This is a genomic window from Pantoea sp. AS142 (genome assembly GCF_037152305.1).
In the GTDB taxonomy this organism is placed as follows: Bacteria; Pseudomonadota; Gammaproteobacteria; order Enterobacterales; family Enterobacteriaceae; genus Pantoea.
Genome location: NZ_JBBCMO010000001.1, coordinates 771,832 through 792,433, shown reverse-complemented (window position 1 = coordinate 792,433; position 20,602 = coordinate 771,832). Strand labels below are relative to the sequence as shown.

The window sequence follows — 20,602 nt, the reverse complement described above, 5'->3', positions numbered from 1 at the left end:
TTTTCCCGCCTTCGGTTACGCGTCAGGTTTAACCAGACGGATGGCATGATCCAGCATCCGCTGCTCATCCCGTTCACTGTGAGCGCGCTGCTGGCGGGTTCGTTTTAGCAGGTCGTAGATTTCGCCACGTCGGGTGTCATGGCCGCGCTCCAGCAGCACAATGACCGCATCGCCAATCACCCGGCACACTTCATCGTAGTCATCATCATTCAGTACATCACGTTTCATCGCTTCTCCTCCGGCTATGCCTGACTGCGCCTCTCTTTACCCAAGGGTAGGCAGGAAATAACAGGCCCGCAAATGCCAGGCCATTAACAGGCAGAAATGATTTTTTAGCCCCTTATTCACCGCTGGCGGAGCAGAATTCACTATCTTTGCTACGCTTTGAGGGTCTCACTACAAAACCAAGGAGCAACAGATGTCAGGAAAAATCGAAGATAAAGTAAAAGAAGCGGCTGGCGCAGTTCAGGAACAATGGGGTGCAGCAACCGGCTCATCTGAGCATCAGGCTAAAGGCGCAGCACGCCGTTACACTAATCAGGCAAGTTATGCTGCACGTGATGCTGCTGAATGCATCAAGGATCAGGTTCAATCCAATCCTGTTGCCGGTCTGGCCATAGCGGCAGGCGTTGGCGTGTTCATCGGCTTCCTGCTGGGCCGCAAGTAAGACAGCTTAACGTCAACAGAACGGGAGCCACTGGCTTCCGTTTTTTTTGCTTTGATTCCTCGCCGGCAGAGCAGGATCTGAAAGTTGCACCTTTTCAGACCAGAGTGCGGTGAGGGGCCCAGTTTAACTACGTTCTCTTTCTGACAACATCAAGGTGACCTTATGAAAACAATTCCTGCCCTGCTGCTGGTTGCAGCGACCTTAACCTCTCTGGCGGGCTGCTCACATAAGAGCGACGCGATTAAGGAAGATGGTCGCCCACATGCGCCAAGTGGCCAGTCTTCACCGGGCGGCACGCTGGGTTCAGGCCCGGTGGGTCAGCCTCAGTCATAGTACCCTGCCCCGGCACGGGTGCCGGGGTTGTTTTGCGTTTTAGCGTACTGCGTAGAACTCTCAGAATAATTTTGCTAATAATTACCCCGCTATTAGTTCCCCATGAAACTAAAACCCGCCATATTCATTAATAAAATTACCCAGAGTTTTTTCTATTTATTTAACTACAAAACACTCAAAATAAAGTTTTAATGAAGTACAGATCGGACAGATTTCAAACAAAAACTCAACGGCTGAAAAAAAACCCTGTCATAATGAACTTTCGCTGTGGCACTAATCTCTAACACCTCATAATACTTTCATTTTAATAACATCAGTAAATGTAAGAGAATTCAGACGTGAAGAAAAAAAAGATTTATCTGATAGACCGACTTTTAACGCTTTATTCTCGATTTTCCAGAAGAACAAAATCGCAGGCCTTGCAGTCACTGGCACCGGAGACGGTAGTGATCTACTCCACCACTGCCCTGGGCGATTTTCTGATGAATACACCTGCTATCTGGAGCCTGAAGAATCACTTTCCCAGCAGCAAATTTATTCTGGTTTCCAGCAAGAAAAATAAAGATCTCGTCAGCCGGTATAATTGGTTCGATAAGATTTATATATGGGATAACAAACTGGCGAATTTCTTACCGCTATTTTTCAAACTGCGCCGCCAGAAACCCGACCTGTCAGTAATATTACACGCCCATTTCCCCTACGATATTATGAGCTCAGTACTGACCGGCAGTAAGACGATTGTGCGCGACCATTACGGCAGCGAGTCGCCTCTGTTAAATAAATATCTCGATCACTATTCAGGCTATTTCGACGACCATACCATTAAGCGCAAACTGAAACTGATTGAAGCCCTGGGCGCAGAGACAGAGCAAACCCGGATGCATCTGCCAGAGGTGAATAGCAGTTCCACTGCAAAGGCTAGCCATCGCCGTATCGGCTTTCAGCTAGGGGCATCTAAGAATATTCGCCGCTGGCCGCTGGCCTCTTTCAGCCAGCTGGCAACAGCCTTAATTGAACGCTGGCCTGACACTGAAATTATTGTGACGGGTACCGCCGCTGAGCAGCCGCTTGAACAGGAATTTATCGAAAGCCTGCCGCTGCACTGCCGTAAGCGTGTCACGCCGATGGCGGGTAAAACTAACCTCAGCGGCCTGATTAGCCTGATTCGCACGCTGGACCTGCTGGTCACTGGCGACACCGGTCCACTGCACATCGCCGTGGCAGCAAGGACGCCGACAGTCAGCCTGTTCTCCACCGCCAATCCGCGCTATACCGGCCCCTGCCAGGACAGCGATCGGCATATCATTATTCACCGCCCGAATAAAACCTCATCACAGCATCCGATGGCAACCATCAAGGCCGAAGAGGTAGAGCAGGCCGTGGCGAAACTGGTGGGGTGATGAACGATCTTTCTCAAGCCATCATTGCGCTGATTGAATACCACAATAAACCCACCGCGCTGGGCGGGTTCCGGAAAGTGGATCGGGCGGGTTTTCATCTGCAGCAGTTACCGCTGAGTGAGGTGGAATTTGCGATTCTGATGAATGATTTTTTTTGCCACTTTTAACGTCTGCTCAGAGCATTACGATGAAGCCCGCTATTTTTCTGCGGGGCACCCGTGGCGTTTCGCACCGGCTAAATGGTTTAAAGCTGGTGCAGTGAGGTCCAGGTGTCCATTAACGATAGCCATGCTGTGTGAAGCGGCCAGTCATGGACGCTGGCCTGAAAAGGATTACTGAATAATGGTATGGGCGAAGGCATCATAAACTTCGCTGCTGCTTAGCGCATTGACCTCACGTGATGCGGGTTGCAGCACCTGATAATTAACCTGCCACGGATGCCAGCACGCCGGATCGCTGTCGCCAAAGAGCGCCACCACCGGCAATCCCAGCGCGGCACCAATATGCATTGCCCCGCCATCACTGCTAACCAAACCCTGACATAACGACATTGCCGCAATCAGCTCTGGCAGGCTGCTGGTTGCCACCGCCTTGATCGGCAGATGCGGGCAGAGCGCCATAATTTCACGCGCTTTTTCATCATCTCCCGGATGACGCGGATTATCGCGGCTGCCGGGTGACCAGAGCAACATAATCTGACAGGGGTGACGAGCCGCAATTTTTTCAGCCAGCCCGGCAAACCGTGTCGCCTCCCACTGCTGACTCGGCTTGCGGGCGCTGATTTGCAATGCATAGACCGGAACGGCGGAATCAATTGCGTATCTGTCACGCAGGCGGGTCGCAATTGCAGCATCCGGCAGCAGCGTCAGTTTATCTGGCGAAGTGGCGCTGAGATTCAGAGGCCGTCCCAGGCTAAACAGGGTTTCCGTAATATGACACGGCGACTGGCTGGGTGGTGGCAACAGGTCGGTAATCAGCGGATGCGACTGCTGACCCAGCGCGATCACTCTGTCGGAACGCACTATTTTAACCCATTTCAGACCATGCTGATCCCAGCGGCTTTTTGCAAGAATCACCGTATCGTAGCGTTGCTTTTTCAGGGTCAGCATCAGCCTCAGTCGCTGTAACACACAGGCCAGTCGGCCCTGTCCTGCCTCACGGTGATGCAACTTGGTGTAACAGAAGAGCTGCCTGATATCGGGATTATGCTGCAAAACTGGCGCAGCGTAATGGTTGGTCAGCACATCGACCTGATGCTGGCCCGACTGCGCCAGCGCGCTGATCAGCGGCGTGGTCAGTAAGGTGTCGCCAATATTATCCCGGCAAATCATTAAAACCCGCATGTCTGACATCCTCTGGGCACAGGCTATGCCGTTCTGGTTGAATAAAAGTAAGACTCGCCCGGTTACTGTCCTGGACCCGTTAACGTAACGGCATAAGTCAGCAAATTAGTCAGCGCAGATTGAGGTTGGTTCAATGGTCGCGATATTGTTGAGAGACGATGCCCGCGTTGCAGGCCAGCGACTCGCCTGATTCATTAGCCGGATTATTGATTAAAAAAACCGGGGCTGTCGGGTCAGCATAGAGTGAGCAAAAAGGCCCCCCATGACGGCCAGAAATCGTTGCCACACTTGACGCAATCTGTCAGTCGGCACTATTTTTCAGCAGGCTGATAGCCAGTGTCATAACGGGTTCAGACTCAATGCCGGTAAACATTTGATGAATTTTTTCAGAAATGGCTTCGCGGGTTACCGGCTGATCTTCAGTCACTATTTCCATCACAGCCTGGCCAAATAGCAGGCGACATGCCGCAATAGCATCAATTACAGCCTCATCATCCATAATACCCTCCCTGTATATCGGCAGAAGAGTACACGTCTGCGGCAACGGGATCATGTGCAACTGTTCTTTTTGCGGCACGGGCTACAAAAATGAATCAATTGTAACGGGCAAATAGCCTGGCACGAGCTATTCAATTTTGTCGCCGGGTTTAACGACTACAAAAAAGTATTACAAAGAGTATCGCTGAAGAGATTAAAAGCACCATTCTAAATCAGCGCAGGCTGGGCATCGTGTAACTGCACCTTTATTTTTTTCCAGTGCGCGATGATAGAGATTTAAAGGACGACCGAAAATGTTATGCATTCCAATATATTGCGACTGGTTGTGGGGACGTTTTTTTACTGAGGTGGCCTAATCTTGTACGCTGTGCAGTCAAATAATAGGCCGTTGTGGCTTGTAACCTGCCAATACTGTCCTTGCCGCGGTCACTTTTCCAGGGACCACTATCTCTTTCAGCCCTTCTCCGTCGAGGGTCTCTCCGTCCAGAGTGATAACCCGTGCACTAAACAATTTACCCAGTAGCGGATTGTCATCAAACTGATAGCCACCTAACTGATAGGCAACAGTCTCGCCTGTTTCCGCTTTTATCAGACGGTTAATGAGGTCAAAGCCTTAAGATATGCCAACGCATTCATCTAGGCACGGTTGGGCATTAGTAACGCGTTCGGGTCTGGGTGGCTCTCAACCTGGTCTTGTGCTGCTGATGAAATTCCCCTCTTTACCTCACCTATCCCATGTTGCTTAACGCCCATGTCCTCTTTTCTCGCTCTTCAGTCACCAGTTCAAAGAAGAACGTCGGATAATACCTGACTACTGCTGGCACGGTTTTAGAGTCGTGTATGTGGTTCACATCGAGCAGCTGCTTTTGTAATGTGGCGGGAGTCGCTATCCTACGCTCTCTGCCGTCGCGTGAGATGGCCTTAACGAATACGGGTCTGATATTGCTATCGCTCGCCATGATTAATCCTCCCCCGACAGGTTCGGTATGCAAAGACAGCATTAGCAATCGGTGGTTTTAATCAAGGCGGACCCGTTCACAGATTTGTAAGAAGATTGAATCGGAAAGGATTTTACTTTGGCAGTTTGCGTGGTCAGTGATTAATCTCAACTTAGTTTTACTGGCAACCTGAGTTGCCCCACCGTAGGTATAAATCCATACTCATCGGCGCAATTCCACGCGGGGTAGAATTCGGTCTGCCGGTTCAATGGCCGTAAGAAGTTCTGTTCAGTTATTGGAGAAAAATTTTGGATGATGTAGATCAGGCGCAAGAACGCGAAGAGGCACACCTGGCAGCCTCACTGTCAGCGCGTAAGCCCAGACTGGTAAGCCCTAATGGCAAGTGCATATGGTGCAAAGACGAAGCAGTTGTTGCTGATACTGCTTTCTGCTCAGCAGAGTGTGATGAAGATTACCATAAGCACCAACGTGAGCAGCGTCAGCGCCATGGGGAATAATCAAGGCAAACCCATTCAACAATAGGCCCGGGCGATATTGGTTTTAAGACATGGCGCAATGGCCTGGGGTTCCAGCTAACGGCAACAGCAGGGCAATAGAGATGGCGAAAGGACTAAGCCGAGATGGGTTTAAGGCTCAGTTGTCGGAAGAGACGTTTTGCTAAGGAGGTAGCATGTCAGTTATGCCAGAATAGCGATTCCGATGTTTTGCGTTGCGCTCCCAATGTTCTACCAGGCTCGTAAGAAGCGTGACAAAAACGACCTGATTCCGGGCCTGGTACTTTTAGCTGCGGGCCTTGTCAAGGCCATGATTGCGATGCAGGTCAGTGGCAAGCAGCCCCTCCCTGCCGCTTAAAGCTTTTGCTCCTGGACGATAATCAAAACGAGCATTAATTGTGCTCAAAACGCTTCTTTATTGAATGCTCTGTTGTGATTAGCTCGCCCACTGGCGAGCTTTTTTTGTGACCTACACCGCTTGCAGCCCGTTAGTGATTGATCAAAAATCAATCAACAATAAGATCGACTCGCGAAAGCCACCTGCCCGCGCTTCTTTTCTGGAATGAGGGCCTTTTTCCGGCTTGCGGGATGACTTATTGTTGGAGCACAGGCCAGTTTGTCTTACCTCATTCGCACGGGTATTCACTGATTGATAGCGTACCCGTGCGCTTTTTTAGTTACAGATGTGTAGCTTCACAAGCCCGGAGAGTTACTGCATTGTTCGAACCCACCCCGTATCCTGCTCAGACAGGAGCGGTAGAATCCTTGCCCGGTCGCCGGGCCTTTTTATGTTTGTCGCAGAAATGAGAAATGGTTATGACTGCCTTTACTGTAAAGCACTGGACGAATGCTGCCAATGTCCCATTAAGCAACAGATGCTCAGGTTACTGATAAAGACATGCCTGACATCGCGGTGTATTTATCAACGCGGAGCTGGGCATAGGGATTTTAATCCGGATTTTTGAAGGTAAAACCAGGGTCGCGCGCCGGAAAGCGGGAGCCGACATACCCGTCATCGCCTTCCCGAGCGCGTTCTTTGTCCTGAACCTGGTTTTACAATGTCTATGGCGCTCGGAAAGCGGCAATAAAAAAACCGCCCCTGAGTCGACATGCATCTTTGCAGCTGATCGCAGGGAGTTCGGACAGGGAGGGTTAAGACGTCTGGACAAATCCATACTTATCCGACTCATTCATCAGAGAAACGGATTAATTTTTGCTAATTCCCTCATGGCCTGAAGTCGATTAACTCAACGAATTCGTTATATACTACGGGGTATAGCGATAAATCGTTGTGCCTGACCCTTCGACAGTTTTCTGGAAAATTGATGTTTATTAAACGCCTGACCCTGGTGAATAACATGTTCACCAGCGCAATGTTATTGTCTGCTATTCCGGTATGCGCCGCGAACGAACAACCTGCAATCACTGTTACCGCCTCGCCAGACCAGGTACCTTCTGAAACCGATAAGACCGCTACGTTAGGCAATCTGGGGGCTCAGGAAGTACGTGACACCCCATGGTCAGTTCAGACGGTTTCTTCCCAACTGATGAAACGCCAGCAGCTGAAAAGCGTGAGTGATCTTTACCGCTACCTGCCTTCAGTTCAGGGCGACGGGGCTCGACCTCAGACACGTGGTATGCAGGGTAGCGTCGTGCAAAACAGCATGATCGATGGGTTAAATGTGGTATCGACGACGGACTATGCCGCCGAACAGTTTGACCACATTGAAGTGCTTAACGGCCTTGCCGGCGCTTTGTATGGTCCAGCCAATCCTGCGGGCTTATTCAATTTTGTCAGTAAGCGCGCCAGTGACACGCCTCAACGAAGCTTCACAACCGGGGCTGGCACAGGCTCCACTCATCAGGTTGCAGGTGATTTCAGTGGTCCGATGGATGCCAGCGATCGGCTGCGTTACCGACTGAATATGCTGGATGATGAGGGCAATGGCTATGTCAGCGGCAGCAAGAAGCGTCGTCAGCTTTTCAGCCTTGCACTGGATGCCAATCTGAGCGATCAGACTCTACTGGAAACTAATTTCAGCTATTACCGTTTTTATGATAAAGGTTTGCCGGGAAAATTTGCTCTGGGTAATGGCTTAACATTCCCCGCGTCGCCAGACCCGAAAACGGCACATCTGGGTCAATCTTACGCGGGAGATGATAACCACACACTGACAGCCGGTGTCCATTTGAAGCATGATTTTGATGGCAACTGGCTCGGTGAAGTTGGCGTACTGCGCCAGATAGCCGATCGTGAGTCCACTGCTGTCACCAATACGTTTACGAATAATCGTGGCAGTTACACGACAACGACTTCATCAGCTACCGCCAGCCGCTTTACTATCAACAGCTATATGGCCAATTTAAATGGTGAGGTTGATACCGGCCGGATCTACCATCAGATAGCCACCGGCGTGCGGGGCTTTGTCTGGAAAAACTACAACCCACGCGGTGGTAGCACTTCAACGCTGGGGAGTGCTTCACTGGATAACCCCCAAACGTTCAATGAGCCTGACTATCCTGATTTCACCAACCGCTACCATTCTGCCACGGCCACTCAGCATGCTTTTCTGCTTAGCGATACCCTTCAATTTTCTCCACAATGGAGCGTATTGTTAGCGGGCAGTGAAAGCCTGCTCAGCTCATCCAGCTATGCCAAAACAGGCCGTCGTAGCAGTCAATCGTCAGACAGTGGCGTTAGCGGTTCTGCCAGCGTGATGTATAAACCGGTCAATCCGCTGACGCTGTACGTTACCTATGCCGACAGTCTGCAACAGGGTGATACCGCACCCGCCACGGCGAACAACGCCGGCACGACACTGGCGCCGTATCGAAGTCACCAGATTGAGGCGGGCAGCAAACTGGCCATTGATAAGCTCTTGCTGACTGCTGCGCTGTTTCAGATCAAACGTCCCTTCGCCTATACCAACGCCAGCGGAGATTATGGAGTGGATGGTGAACAGCGGAATCGCGGTCTGGAGCTGTTAGCGGACGGGGACATTACCGAGCGCCTGCATGTTTTTGGAGGCATGACCTGGCTTGACCCCCGTTTGCTAAGAACGGCCAGTCATCAGACTAATGATAAACAGATCGTTGGTCTGCCACGCTACTCGGCCAGTCTGTTCGCGGCATATGACTTACCGGTGCTCAGCGGCACGGATATTCACGGTGGCATTCACTATACGGGGCAACGCGCGACTGATAACCAAAATGAAGGCTGGGTAAGCAGTTACACCACGCTGGATGCCGGGGCGGCGTATAAAACTCAGCTGTTTAATACCGCCACTACATTTCGTCTTGACGTGACTAACCTGACGAATCGTCATTACTGGACCAATATTGTGCCGGGGGGTCTGAATGGTTACAGCGGTGCCGGATACGCCAGCGCTTCACTGGGTGAACCGCGCAGGGTGCAGGTTTCCATGCAACTCACTTTCTGATGGGGTAATTAAAAATGAAAAGTCTGCAATGGGCGGTGCCGCTTCTGTTTGCGAGTGCCCTGGCGTCGGCTCAGACCGTGACTGACGACAGTGGGAACCGTATCGAGATAAGCAAACCTGCGCAGCACATTGCTGATGCCTGGTTTGCCCATCACTCTCTGCTCATGACGCTGGGTGCCGGGGATCGGATTGTGGCAACGGTAAACCATCCCGTAGACCGGCCATGGATGTTTAAAGTGCAGCCCTCGTTAAGCCAGGCGCTGCAGGCGCAGGGTAAAACCTTTAACGCTGAAGCGCTGGTGGCGCGGAAGGTTGACGCAATTTTCGTTCCCGCTAACGATCCTGACGCACAGTCCTATCGTCTGGCCGGTATTCCCGTGCTGGCAATGAACTTTGATGACTTTGACTCAATGAAGCGCTCACTCATTACCACGGCACAGGTGGTCGGCACACCCGCCGCGTCTGCCCGTGCGCAGGCTTACAACCACTATCTGGATACTCAAATCGCAAGTATTGCGGCTAAAACGGCCGGGCTGACGGATTCACAGCGTCCCAGGGTGCTGCATATTCAGTCGTTGCATCCGCTGAAAGTGGATGGCCGCAGTACCCTGATTGACACCTGGATCCGGCTCGCGGGCGGCCGGAATGTGGCGGCATCCGTTAATGGCAACATGCGGCCTGTTTCGCCGGAAGAGGTGATCCGCTGGGATCCGGATGTCATTATCATCGGCGCCGGAGCAGGAACGCTGGCTGAATCTGATTACAGAACCTTGTTCGCCAGCGTGAAAGCCGTGAAGCAGCGACAAGTCTGGCAGAATCCATCAGGTGTATTTCCATGGGATCGCTACGGCACTGAAGTGGCATTGCAGATCCAGTGGGCTGCAAAACAACTGCACCCGGCGCTGTTTTCGAAACTGGACATGACTAAAGCCACGAGGGCGTTTTACCGGACATTTTACGACTATGCACTCACTGTGAACGATGCACAGCGCATTCTGCAAGCATTGCCACCTGAGTGATACAGGCAATGCCTCTGCTATCCAGTAAAGTGTTCATCTGTGTTAATAATGCATGATGACGAAGTTCGTTTCTGCCACATAGCGTCATGTCACGGAAACAATGTCCGTTATAAATGTCTGTTATAAGTGAACAGCGGACGTTGGCATTTATTATTAACAGCGGGATAGAGAATTGCCGGATCTGCTCCCCGTTGATGAATACACCGCAATAGGAGTATGTCTTCCTTAACATGGTGAGGACATCCCATGAAGAAGCGATTTTCGGCGAACAGATCATCAGCCTCCTGCGCGAGGCTAAAGCTGGTGTTTCCGCCCAGGAGCGCTGCCGAAAGCACGCCGTTTCCAACGCAACATTCTACAGCCATTGTTAGAAGCACCGCGACATGGAACAGCCCAGGGTTCAGCGCATCAAGTCGCCAGAGGAAGAGAACACCAGACTCAGGAAACTGCCTGCCGACGCCATTCTGAATAAGTAAGCGCTTCAGCTGGCGCTTAGAGAACGTAGTGACGGCAGAACAGAAACAAAAAGCTGTGGTGGTGATGTGTGATGTGACCGGTCTGTTGCAACGTCATGGTTGCAGGGGTTCACAGGTTTCACCCGCTCGACTTGCCGCTGCAAGGCACTGCGACCGCGTATTTGAAATTCCAGGCAAAAATGCGGCCCCTAAATTATCCAGGATAAAGGGGCCACTCAACTAGAGTGTATTTTCTGCCTCTACCTGTTCCTGCTCTCCAAATCGCTCACGCATTTCTCTTTCTATAGTCTCAAGAGATTTACCCCGGGTTTCAGGTAACATGGTAAAGACCATAATGAGCGAAACCACGTTTATAAAAGCAAAAATAAAGAAAGTTTGGTTTCCTGCCGCAGCGAGTAAAGGTGGAAAAGCAAAAGCCACGATAGCATTACAAATCCACTGAAAAGAAACAGCCGCACCAGTAAGCACACCACGAACTTTCATTGGGAATAACTCTGACATAAGCAGCCAATATACTGGCGCAATGCACATTTGCATAAAGAACAAGAATATTAAAATGCAGCCGAGCGCCAGAATACTTTGCGTTAACCCGACTGGAATAAACATCAGAACTGAGCCAAGGGCTACCTGCATCGTGATAACAACCAGCAGCCCACTCATCAGCATTTTACGCCGTCCATACCGACCAATGATACGAATACCGGCAATGGCAGCTAATACAGATACCACACCATTACCAATGGTTGCGGCAATAGCAGCACTGGTTCCCATACCGGTGGTTTTCAGGATAATCGGTGTGTAGTACATAAAGGCGTTCACGCCCGTGAACTGTAGAACAATGCCCATTGCTGAGCCTATCACCATCAGCCTGATAACCCACTTTTGCTTGAGTAAGTCGCGCGCAGGCGGTCCCTCTCGGGTCTCGCGCGCATGATTGAGCATTTCATCAATCTCAACCTTCACTTCAAGCGACGTTTCACGAAGTTTTTCAAGAATTTTTTTGGCTTCTTTATGACGTCCCTCAGCAACCAGCCAGTGAGGTGAGGCTGGCACAAAGAAAGTGCCTAAAAACAGCAGAGCACCCGGTATCAGGGCCAGTGCCAGCATATATCGCCAGATATGGGGGTCATTAAGCACAACGCTCATTACGGTACTGACAACATATGCCAGCAGCTGCCCTGACACGATCATTAATTCATTTCGGCTTACAAGCGGAGCCCGACGCTTAGGTCCGGCAATTTCAGCAATGAATATCGGTACGGTGGATGAACCGCCCCCCACTGCGATACCTAAAATGAAGCGCATGATGACCATCATTTCTGTATTAGGCGAAACCGCGGTGCCTATAGAACCAAATACAAAAATAAGGGCAAGAAAACGAAGCGTTACCCGTCTCCCATAATGATCGGTTATATATCCTGTCAGAAAAGCGCCCACTGCTGCACCGAAAATTAAAGAGGATGCGACAAGTCCTTCAGTATACGGATTTAAGCCCAGCCCCCCCTGATCAGCGGGCAAGCCCATATAGGGTAATGCCCCCGAGATAATTCCCGTATCATATCCAAACGCAAGCGACCCCATGGTGGCCACCAGCACGACGAAATAAAGACGTTGCGTAACCGTTAATCTGGCTGGAGAATTTTCGTAAGCAGAATCTTGCAGATACTTCTTCATATTAAATTTTCCATTTCATTCAGAATTTATTATGGCCATTGATATCAATCAAAACAGTGCCATAAGCAGACAACTCCATTTATTATTCAGAGCCTTTATCCATACAGATAAATTTAAACGCTCTTTCTCCTGGTTGATTCAAATATGAGAGGAAGCGTTAACAGCTTTCCTCACGTTCCCAGACCGTTCTTTCTTAACTTCCTGATTAATGTTAACGCTGTGCGGGAAGATGAAATATGTCAGGTCGTATGCCTGAATATATATCTGCCACACAAGCGAACCTGGTCATGCCTCATCAGGCTTTGACAGAACGATGAAATTGATTTTTGTTAACAACCTTAAATCCAGAGGGCTCATTGGAAATGACCCAACAGTGCGCGTAGGAAACCTCGTCAGGAGGCAAAGGGAACGGCAAATGCTCACCCTCCTGTTGCGGGTTAACCTATCAACCCGACCCCATAGAGAAATGGGTTTCGGCAGGTTTCGCCGGAAATTGTTATCTGCATCGCAAACAACACTATCCAGCAGCGCATTTTTACACAGCCATTGATTAACATAGCGTTCCATCAGGCTTAGCCGGAGTTGCCGGGAAGTAATCCCATGCTGTTCTGCACCCTGTCTGAAGCTGAATTGGCTTTCAATACGCTGTATCGACTGCTCTTTACTATGCCTGACCGGTATCCTCTGCACTGCTGAGTCCTCTTACCTCACGCCTTAACTGTATTTCGGCTTCATCCAGATGTTGCCTTGCTCATGGCTGTCGACAACCGCATCCACAAAAGCCACGCCTTTAAGACCGTCATAAATTTGCGGAACAGCGGCCCCTGTGCCGTTAATTTCGTGCTGCTGGTCGCGCGAACGGAGAGCCGAAGCAAAGCCGCTGTACAGATTCGTGAAGGCTTCGATGTAGCCTTCAGGATGTCCTGGCGGTGTCCGGGTGCGTGCTTTAGTCAAATCGTACAAATCATCACGGCCACGTTTGATAATCTGGGTGTATCCGTCCAGCGGGGTATATACCAGCTCATTCGGCTGTTCCTGGAACCAGGAAAGACTCCCTGTCTCACCATACACGCGCAGACGCAGTGAATTTGAGCAGCCGATCGCCACCTGCGATGACCACAGCATGCCGCGAGCCCCACCTTCATAACGAATTATCACGTGAGCATTATCGTCCAGCGCACGACCTTCAACGAAAGTTGCCAGATCGGCCAGAACGCTTTCAGCCTTAAGGCCGGTGACGTAGCCTGCCAGATGGTAGGCATGAGTACCTATGTCGCCAATCGAGCCGCCACGGCCGTTTTTCCTGGGATCGACACGCCACGCCGCCTGCTGATTCTTGATTTCTACGCCGGTCGCCATCCACTCAAGCGGATATTCCACCTGTACGGTTCGTACCTTACCGATCAATCCTTCGGCAACACGGTTACGTGCTTCCATGATCATCGGATAGCCTGAATAGGTGTAAGTCACACCCAGGAAGCCGCCGGTGCTACGAACCACTTCCGCCAGCGCCTCGGCGTCATCCAGTGTAGTTGTCAGCGGTTTTTCGCAGATAACATCGATACCGGCTTCAAGAAAGGCCCGCGCGATAGGGAAATGAGTAAAGTTCGGCGTACAAATTGCCACCACATCAACACCATCTTCCCGCAGGCGTTCTGCTGAAAGCATTGCCGTGTAGTCGTCATATGAACGATCAGCCGCAATGTAGTTTTGTGCTGCAAAAGCATGTCCGCGTTCGGCGTTGACATCAAACGCACCGGCCACCAGTTCATATTCATTATCAAGGCGCGAGGCGAAGCGGTGGATCCCACCGATATAGGCGCCCTCGCCACCGCCGATCATGCCCAGACGAATGCGACGCCCCTGCAGGGATGATTTACTCATGTTCCTCTCCTTAAATACCCAGAATTTTTTTATTCAGTGACTGGTCGGCATACGACTTACAGAAATCATCGAATGATTTATCCGTGACGCGGATAATATGCTCATCGATAAACTGTGCGCCTTCGCGTGCGCCATCTTCGGAATTTTTGAAGCAGCACTCCCATTCGAGCACCGCCCAGCCGTCAAAGTCATAGCCAGTAAGTTTGGAAAAAATGGCACCAAAATCAGTCTGTCCGTCGCCTGGAGAACGAAAGCGCCCGGCGCGACTGGCCCAGGGCTGATAACCACCATACGCGCCGGTTTTTCCGTCCGGACGGAATTCTGCATCCTTGACGTGAAAAGCCTTGATGCGCTCATGATAGTGGTCAATGTATGTGAGATAATCGATGCCCTGCAGCACCAGATGACTTGGGTCATACATGATGTTGCAGCGTGCATGATTCCCTGTTTTTTCAAGGAAGCGCTCGAACGTCAACCCATCATGTAAATCTTCGGTAGGATGAATTTCATAACAGAGATCTACGCCCTGCTCTTCGCAGGCATTCAGAATAGGCGTCCATCGGCGGGCAAGCTCACTGAATCCCTCCTCAATAAGCCCTTCTGGCCACTGAGGATAAGGGTAGAGATAGGGCCACAGCAGTGTGCCTGAAAAAGTGACGTGTTTGGTGAGGCCAAACCGACGGGAGGCTTTTGCAGCCAGGTAAAGTTGTTCAGTTGCCCATTCCTGACGCCCTTGCGGGTTATTGCGCACCTCTGCAGGTGCAAAGCTGTCAGCAGGCAGATCAAACGCCGGGTGCAGTGCCACCAACTGTCCCTGAAGATGGCTGGCAAGATCGGTTAATGTCAGATCATGTTCGCCCAGTACTCCCAAAATTTCATCAACATACGTCTGGCTCTCTGCCGCTTTACGCAGATCGATTAACCGCGTGTCCCAGCTTGGGATCTCCACACCCTTAAATCCTTTTTCAGCCGCCCAGGCCGCCATACCTGCCAGCGTGTTAAAAGGCGCACTGTCTCCGGCAAACTGCGCCAGAAAAACGCCAGGACCTTTAATCGTCTTCATAACTACTCCCGATTGAAAAAAATGCACCTGCAGCTTCACAGGTGCGAAAGACACAGATAGTAATCGTGATTAATTGGTCAAAAATTTCTGATAGTTCTGCGGTGTCACCAGCTGGAAAGGAATGAAGGTAATATCCTGCAGCTTTTCGCCTTTTGCAGCCTTATCTGCCATGTCCACTGCGCCGAATGCCTGCGATTTAGCATCCTGGAAAACCGTCACAGTCATCATGCCGGTCTTGATCGCCTGAAGGCCATTTGGTCCACCATCGGTGCCGCCAACCAGAATATCTTTACCGATATTGATGCCGTTACTTTTGATGGCCATCGCCGCGCCGATCGCCATTTCGTCGGCATTTGCAGAAAGGATGTCAATTTTTTGCCCGGTTAAAATCCAGTTGTTCATCAGATTCATGCCGTCTTCGCGCATCCATTTTGCCGTGTCTTCCAGAACCACGTGCATGTTGGGATGTTTGGCAATAACCTCTTTGGCACCCTGCGTTCTGAAACGGGTAGCATCATTACTCAGCAGGCCTTTCATAATTGCTACATTAACGCTTTTGCGGTCTTTCACTCTCTCTGCGAGGTAGCCCATTTGCAGGCGTCCCGCTTCGACTTCGTCGCTGCCGATATAACTCACGCCATTACCCATTTTTGAATCTGCTGGCATACGATTAAGATAAATAATCGGAATATTGGCTTTGCGTGCCGCATCAGACATATTTTTTGTTCCCTGAGTATCCACCGGGTTAACAATAATGACGTCTACTTTTGCACTAATAAAACTCTGAACCTGGCTCAGCTGTTTATCAACGGCGCCCTGCCCATCTTCAAACTGAATCTTCATATCCGGATACTGTTTGGCATGCTCGATAATATACCCCCTCAATCGCGAGAGAAATACATCATCCATTTGCGCAATGCTGACACCCACCTGTAAAGCAAAGACAGATGGACTGATAGAGAGTAGAGCAAGACAGAGTAAGATGATTTTTTTCATATTAGCCTTCCACAATAGTCGATAGCCGTCAGCATATTGCTGAGACAGTAGTTTTATTATTTACTGCTATTACGTAGGGTTGACTTCTACTGCTACTTATCAGCGTTTCTTTCTGTTCCGATACATATCAACAGAAACGGCACTAACAATAATTATTCCCTTGATAATGTCCTGGATATAGGCATCAATGCCGACGAAGGTAAATCCACTCTTTATCAGTCCCAGAATACATGCACCAATTAATGTACCTGTTATGCGACCGACGCCGCCCATTAAGCTGCTGCCACCAATAACCGCCGCTGCAATGGCATCCAGTTCATAAGATACACCCATGCTTGACTGACCACTACTGACGCGCGCGGCCAGAACAACACCGGCTAACCCCGCTAACCCACCGGCAATCGTATAAACAATAATTAAGTATTTTTTGACATTGATTCCTGAAACCTGCGCCGATACCACGTTACCGCCAATCGCGTAGACATATTTTCCATATCGGGTAAAACGTAACGCGATATGAAACACCACCACGACGACGATAAATATGATGACAGGCATCGCACCCTGACCGATTGCGGTAAAATTATCAGAAAGAAAACTGACTGGATTGCCCTGTGTATAATATTGAGCCAACCCTCGTGCTGACACCATCATACCCAGCGTGGCAATAAAAGGTGGAATTCCAGTTCTTGTGATCAAAACGCCATTAATAAATCCACAAAGAATACCCACGCCTATTCCAGCCACGACAGGTATTACTGCGGGCAAATCAACTAATGACGGATAAACCGGCGACATACTGTCAGCGGTTTGCGCAAGACTTGCGGCCACCACTGCCGACAATGCAATTAATGAACCCGATGATAAGTCGATGCCGGAAGTAATAATAACCTGCGTCACTCCTACCGCAATAATACCGATAATAGCCACCTGCAATACAATCAACACCAGTCTGTTCGTATTCAGTAAAAAAGATTGTTCCCGCAGATACCATCCTGCACACTCAAACACCAGCGCGATAAAAATCATTACCAAAAATATGCCAGTATCTTTTGGCAGTTTTCTTTTTAACTCTGCCCAGCTGAACGAAAAGCGTTCTACTTTAGTCGCAGTAGAATTACTGTCTGGCATGTTCAATTCCTTCAACTGAGTTTAGAAAAGAGAAAACTTTGCGCGTCACAAGGTTCCAGCCATCTCACCCTGAAGTGATTAGAGAGAAACCCAGGTTCGCTCCCGCGACGACATCAGCGATGCATCGACCAGCCTCTGGATCTCATAAGCCTCTTTAAAATCTGGGCCAGCAGCTTTCCCGCTCTGGATAGACTCGATAAATTCCAGTATCTCGATGGTCTTTAAATCATTGAAGCCAATCTGATGTCCAGGTGCAGGACAGAAAAGACCGTATGGGGCATGATCCGGGCCGGCGACAATGGTCCGGAATCCGTTACTTGCTTCATTTTTATCAAAACGGAAAAGCTGAAGTTCGTTAAATCGTTCCTGATTAAAAATGAGCGAGCCTTGCGTCCCCGTTACTTCAAAGCCGAGCTGCATCTTATGACCAGAAGCCACCCAGTTTGCTTCAATATAACCTGCACATCCTCGCGCAAATCTCACTGTCAAACGGGCAATATCATCGACCTCAACGGACTTCATTACAGAAGAACCCGCACGCTCAGGGCGCTGTTTTACGACCGTATCCAGATCGGCGAACAGCTCAGTAACAGGCCCCAGTAGAAATCTTGCGATGCCCAGAATGTGACTGCCTAAATCCGCCACTGCACCGGCGCCACCTGTCGGATCAAGACGCCATGACCAGGGAACCTGGGGGCTGACCATAAAGTCTTCCGCGTGGATCCCGCGAAAACCCGTTATCTCCCCAATCTCACCTTCAGCAATAAGCGTTTGAGCGTGCTTCAACAAAGGATTTTTGATGTAGTTAAACCCGACCTGCGTTACAACACCTGCTTTTTCCGCAGCGCGGTACATCTGCTCAGCGATGTCACTGTTGGGTGCAAGCGGTTTCTCACAATGTACGTGCTTGCCAGCGGCTAGGGCGGCAAGGGACTGCTCAGCATGGAAACGATTGGGCGAGGTGATCGAAATGACATCGATTTCAGGGTCATCAATCAAATCCTGCCATTTACTCGTCCAGCGCTGAAAACCGTACTTTGCAGCGGCATTCTCTGCAGCAACCCCGTCAATATCAGCCACGCTGATTAGCACAGGCTGAACCTCTCCAGAAAAGGAGGCCGCTGAACGCCACGCCATGGCATGCGCCTTTCCCATGAAGCCTGTACCAATTAATCCGACCCCAAGCTTACGCATCATTTTCTCCTTAATTAAGTTTCACTACTGCATGGGTGTCTGCGGACAGCTGCGCCGCATCAGCCAGACGCAACGCCTGACATCCATCAAACACAGTGGTTGGCAAAACGGATCCATCCTTAATACCTGTGATAAACGCATCCATTTCCAGACGATAGGCATCGGAGTAACGCTGCATGAAAAAATTAAGTAGAGGCCCGCGCGTCTCGGTCTCTTCAGCGCTGTAGCGGCGTACCGTCGTTTCACGCAGATTGTCATTGATCAGCATACCCGCCGAACCGAATACCTCCATACGCTGGTCATAGCCATACACCGCCTGCCGGCTACAGTTGATCTGGCACTGCTTACCGGATGCCGTACGCATCTGAATCATAACCGTGTCGTAATCACCGAGCTTTTCCAATGCAGGTTCAAACAGGCGACTTCCTACGGCAAAGATTTCCGTTGGCTCTTCGCCAAGGATCCAGCGAGCGAGATCAAAGTCATGAATCACCATGTCGCGGAAAATACCGCCAGAAGTTTCCAGATAACCCATCTGCGCCAGGCCCGGGTCTCGGCTGGTAATGATCACCTGGTGAAGATCGCCGATGTCTCCTTTCTGGATACGCTGTTTAATCTCACTAAAGCCCGGGTCGAAACGACGATTGAAACCGAGCATGACTTTTTTACGTTGCTCGCCCAGTGCTTGTTCTGCCTCAACCGCTTTACGAATGTCCAGATCAACCGGTTTTTCACAGAGTACGGCCTTTCCTGCCTTCGCAGCCGCCAGCATCAGTTCGACATGAGTATTCGTCGGAGTGCCAATAACCACCGCATCAATATCCGGGTTGTTAATTGCCTCCAGCGGATCGGCGATAGCTGTACCGCCCCACACAGCAGCGAGAGCCTGTGCGTTGCTGATAAAAGGATCAGCAATGGCGATTAATGTTGCGTCTTTATGGCGTGCCACGTTTGCAGCATGTACGTGGCCGATACGACCGGCACCAAGAATGGCGACTCTGATCATGACTCTCTCCATGTAATAGGGTTTTATTGTTATTACGGCAATTGACTCATCAAGTTTTGTCGTGCCAGAACCTGTTTATTCACAACCAGCTTGTCGTCCAACTTACCGTTAAAATAATCAACAATATTTTGGGCAGCCGAAACCGACATACGCATCGCGGCTTCTGCCGTTAATCCGGCAGAGTGTGGGCTGAGAATAAGTTTCTCGCGCTGTTGCAGGAGCGCATCACTGAGACTGGGCGGTTCCGATCTAAGCACGTCGAGGCCCGCTCCTCCGAGATGGTTACTGGCTAAAGCCTCAGCCAGAGCATCTTCATCAATAATTCCACCACGTGCTGTATTAATCAGTAATGCAGCGGGTTTCATCAACGCCAGCTCTTCGCGACCTATTAATGGCTTGTCACCAATAAGTGGCAGGTGCACCGTGACTGCATCTGCGATCTTGAGGCCGGTATGTATATTGGAAATACGCTGAACCTTGAGCTCGTTAAAAATTTCATCGGGTAGATAGGGATCGTATGCTAATACTTCCATACGGAAGGTCTGCGCGAGTCGTGACACTTCACGCCCGATACGCCCGAAACCAAGCACAAATAATTTTCGGTTCGCAATTTCTACAGCCGAGAAACTGTTACGACGATTCCATTCACCTTCACGAATACTGTTGTCAAAATAAGTAATACGTTTCGCCAGCGACAGCAGCATGGCCAGGGTATGTTCGGCCACTGATAATGAATTAACGTCACCAACGATGGTTAAAGGAATACTGCGTTCATTCAGTGCCTCAACGTCTACGGAGTCATAACCCACCCCATGTCGCGACACAATTTTGAGATTCGTAGCACTTTCGATCTCTCTAGACGTCATTGGCTGAGTACGGATTAAAAGCGCATCAGCCTTGGGAAGATGAGGTGCATAACTTTCCACACTCACTTCCGGGATTAAAGTCACGTTAAGTCCAGGCGCATTACGCAAAAGCTCCAGACCAGCTTCATGGATCTTTCCGGCCACCAATACATTTGGCAT

19 protein-coding genes and 1 pseudogene are annotated in these 20,602 nt (G+C 50.2%); 9 read left to right on the top strand and 11 right to left on the bottom strand.

The genetic code is table 11. The annotated features are described in order from the left end of the window. Positions 1–15 precede the first annotated feature (15 nt). Entirely contained in the window at positions 16–228 is a 213-nt protein-coding gene (locus WFO64_RS04000; RefSeq protein ID WP_337009129.1) for a DUF2767 family protein, read from the bottom strand. A gap of 190 nt (positions 229–418) precedes the next feature. Between WFO64_RS04000 and WFO64_RS03995 the strand changes: the two genes are divergently transcribed. The 5 genes from WFO64_RS03995 (at position 419) to WFO64_RS03975 (ending at position 2,739) form a co-directional block, all read left to right on the top strand. Beyond that, entirely contained in the window at positions 419–667 is a 249-nt protein-coding gene (locus WFO64_RS03995) for a DUF883 family protein (protein ID WP_279771541.1), read from the top strand. A gap of 162 nt (positions 668–829) precedes the next feature. Continuing rightward, the gene (locus WFO64_RS03990; RefSeq protein ID WP_013357533.1) at positions 830–1,000 is read left to right on the top strand and encodes a hypothetical protein; all 171 of its coding nucleotides are present in this window, start codon (positions 830–832) and stop codon (positions 998–1,000) included. Between the two features lie 338 nt (positions 1,001–1,338). Beyond that, positions 1,339–2,400 carry a glycosyltransferase family 9 protein gene (locus WFO64_RS03985; protein ID WP_337009125.1) on the top strand — a complete coding sequence of 354 codons (1,062 nt, stop codon included), beginning with the start codon at positions 1,339–1,341 and terminating at the stop codon, positions 2,398–2,400. Further along, entirely contained in the window at positions 2,400–2,567 is a 168-nt protein-coding gene (locus WFO64_RS03980) for a hypothetical protein (RefSeq protein ID WP_337009123.1), read from the top strand. Before WFO64_RS03985 ends, WFO64_RS03980 begins: the two co-directional genes overlap by 1 nt. Next, the gene (locus WFO64_RS03975; RefSeq protein ID WP_337009121.1) at positions 2,545–2,739 is read left to right on the top strand and encodes a DUF1493 family protein; all 195 of its coding nucleotides are present in this window, start codon (positions 2,545–2,547) and stop codon (positions 2,737–2,739) included. The genes WFO64_RS03980 and WFO64_RS03975 overlap by 23 nt, the downstream gene beginning before the upstream one ends. On the opposite strand, the gene WFO64_RS03970 is transcribed toward WFO64_RS03975, so the two are convergent. Both WFO64_RS03970 and WFO64_RS03965 read right to left on the bottom strand, forming a co-directional pair. Further along, positions 2,733–3,743: a glycosyltransferase family 9 protein gene (locus tag WFO64_RS03970; protein WP_337009119.1), complete on the bottom strand. Its 1,011-nt coding sequence runs from the start codon at positions 3,741–3,743 to the stop codon at positions 2,733–2,735. The two genes, WFO64_RS03975 and WFO64_RS03970, sit on opposite strands and share 7 nt — an antisense overlap. 301 nt (positions 3,744–4,044) lie before the next feature. Further along, positions 4,045–4,242: a hypothetical protein gene (locus WFO64_RS03965; RefSeq protein ID WP_337009117.1), complete on the bottom strand. Its 198-nt coding sequence runs from the start codon at positions 4,240–4,242 to the stop codon at positions 4,045–4,047. A 1,245-nt stretch (positions 4,243–5,487) separates the two neighbouring features. Between WFO64_RS03965 and WFO64_RS03960 the strand changes: the two genes are divergently transcribed. The 4 genes and pseudogenes from WFO64_RS03960 to WFO64_RS03945 all read left to right on the top strand — a co-directional run. Further along, positions 5,488–5,697, top strand: a complete 210-nt coding sequence (locus WFO64_RS03960; protein WP_337009115.1) for a hypothetical protein — start codon at positions 5,488–5,490, stop codon at positions 5,695–5,697. Between the two features lie 1,322 nt (positions 5,698–7,019). Next, a complete protein-coding gene (locus tag WFO64_RS03955) occupies positions 7,020–9,134 on the top strand; it encodes a TonB-dependent receptor (protein ID WP_337009113.1) in 2,115 nt (704 codons plus the stop codon). Positions 9,135–9,148: 14 nt separating this feature from the next. After that, a complete protein-coding gene (locus tag WFO64_RS03950; protein WP_337009111.1) occupies positions 9,149–10,153 on the top strand; it encodes an ABC transporter substrate-binding protein in 1,005 nt (334 codons plus the stop codon). Between the two features lie 246 nt (positions 10,154–10,399). Continuing rightward, positions 10,400–10,785: pseudogene (locus WFO64_RS03945) on the top strand (transposase); the annotation flags it as partial. A 63-nt stretch (positions 10,786–10,848) separates the two neighbouring features. Here WFO64_RS03945 and WFO64_RS03940 read toward each other — a convergent pair. The 8 genes from WFO64_RS03940 to WFO64_RS03905 form a co-directional block, all read right to left on the bottom strand. Continuing rightward, positions 10,849–12,303: a sugar porter family MFS transporter gene (locus WFO64_RS03940; protein ID WP_337009110.1), complete on the bottom strand. Its 1,455-nt coding sequence runs from the start codon at positions 12,301–12,303 to the stop codon at positions 10,849–10,851. A gap of 714 nt (positions 12,304–13,017) precedes the next feature. Continuing rightward, positions 13,018–14,187: a Gfo/Idh/MocA family protein gene (locus tag WFO64_RS03935; RefSeq protein WP_337009108.1), complete on the bottom strand. Its 1,170-nt coding sequence runs from the start codon at positions 14,185–14,187 to the stop codon at positions 13,018–13,020. A 10-nt stretch (positions 14,188–14,197) separates the two neighbouring features. Beyond that, positions 14,198–15,250, bottom strand: coding sequence for a sugar phosphate isomerase/epimerase family protein (locus WFO64_RS03930; RefSeq protein ID WP_337009106.1), 1,053 nt, complete (start codon positions 15,248–15,250; stop codon positions 14,198–14,200). A 69-nt stretch (positions 15,251–15,319) separates the two neighbouring features. Continuing rightward, on the bottom strand, positions 15,320–16,246 hold the full coding sequence (locus tag WFO64_RS03925) for a substrate-binding domain-containing protein (RefSeq protein WP_337009104.1): 927 nt from the start codon (positions 16,244–16,246) through the stop codon (positions 15,320–15,322). Positions 16,247–16,345: 99 nt separating this feature from the next. Continuing rightward, complete coding sequence (locus tag WFO64_RS03920) at positions 16,346–17,377, bottom strand: ABC transporter permease (RefSeq protein WP_337009102.1); 1,032 nt, start codon at positions 17,375–17,377, stop codon at positions 16,346–16,348. Positions 17,378–17,455: 78 nt separating this feature from the next. Further along, entirely contained in the window at positions 17,456–18,574 is a 1,119-nt protein-coding gene (locus tag WFO64_RS03915) for a Gfo/Idh/MocA family protein (RefSeq protein ID WP_337009100.1), read from the bottom strand. Positions 18,575–18,581: 7 nt separating this feature from the next. Further along, the gene (gene iolG / locus WFO64_RS03910) at positions 18,582–19,577 is read right to left on the bottom strand and encodes an inositol 2-dehydrogenase (protein WP_337009098.1); all 996 of its coding nucleotides are present in this window, start codon (positions 19,575–19,577) and stop codon (positions 18,582–18,584) included. Between the two features lie 32 nt (positions 19,578–19,609). Then, complete coding sequence (locus tag WFO64_RS03905; RefSeq protein WP_337009096.1) at positions 19,610–20,602, bottom strand: hydroxyacid dehydrogenase; 993 nt, start codon at positions 20,600–20,602, stop codon at positions 19,610–19,612.

Bases quoted from the DNA above. Each gene is read 5' to 3' on its own strand.
- WFO64_RS03955 (WP_337009113.1), top strand. From the start codon at position 7,020: ATGTTTATTAAACGCCTGACCCTGGTGAATAACATGTTCACCAGCGCA.
- WFO64_RS03950 (WP_337009111.1), top strand. From the start codon at position 9,149: ATGAAAAGTCTGCAATGGGCGGTGCCGCTTCTGTTTGCGAGTGCCCTG.
- WFO64_RS03905 (WP_337009096.1), bottom strand. From the start codon at position 20,602: ATGCCAAATGTATTGGTGGCCGGAAAGATCCATGAAGCTGGTCTGGAG.
- WFO64_RS03980 (WP_337009123.1), top strand. From the start codon at position 2,400: ATGAACGATCTTTCTCAAGCCATCATTGCGCTGATTGAATACCACAAT.
- WFO64_RS03930 (WP_337009106.1), bottom strand. From the start codon at position 15,250: ATGAAGACGATTAAAGGTCCTGGCGTTTTTCTGGCGCAGTTTGCCGGA.
- WFO64_RS03915 (WP_337009100.1), bottom strand. From the start codon at position 18,574: ATGATGCGTAAGCTTGGGGTCGGATTAATTGGTACAGGCTTCATGGGA.
- WFO64_RS04000 (WP_337009129.1), bottom strand. From the start codon at position 228: ATGAAACGTGATGTACTGAATGATGATGACTACGATGAAGTGTGCCGG.
- WFO64_RS03995 (WP_279771541.1), top strand. From the start codon at position 419: ATGTCAGGAAAAATCGAAGATAAAGTAAAAGAAGCGGCTGGCGCAGTT.
- WFO64_RS03935 (WP_337009108.1), bottom strand. From the start codon at position 14,187: ATGAGTAAATCATCCCTGCAGGGGCGTCGCATTCGTCTGGGCATGATC.
- WFO64_RS03940 (WP_337009110.1), bottom strand. From the start codon at position 12,303: ATGAAGAAGTATCTGCAAGATTCTGCTTACGAAAATTCTCCAGCCAGA.
- iolG (WP_337009098.1), bottom strand. From the start codon at position 19,577: ATGATCAGAGTCGCCATTCTTGGTGCCGGTCGTATCGGCCACGTACAT.
- WFO64_RS03920 (WP_337009102.1), bottom strand. From the start codon at position 17,377: ATGCCAGACAGTAATTCTACTGCGACTAAAGTAGAACGCTTTTCGTTC.
- WFO64_RS03965 (WP_337009117.1), bottom strand. From the start codon at position 4,242: ATGGATGATGAGGCTGTAATTGATGCTATTGCGGCATGTCGCCTGCTA.
- WFO64_RS03990 (WP_013357533.1), top strand. From the start codon at position 830: ATGAAAACAATTCCTGCCCTGCTGCTGGTTGCAGCGACCTTAACCTCT.
- WFO64_RS03925 (WP_337009104.1), bottom strand. From the start codon at position 16,246: ATGAAAAAAATCATCTTACTCTGTCTTGCTCTACTCTCTATCAGTCCA.
- WFO64_RS03975 (WP_337009121.1), top strand. From the start codon at position 2,545: ATGATTTTTTTTGCCACTTTTAACGTCTGCTCAGAGCATTACGATGAA.
- WFO64_RS03970 (WP_337009119.1), bottom strand. From the start codon at position 3,743: ATGCGGGTTTTAATGATTTGCCGGGATAATATTGGCGACACCTTACTG.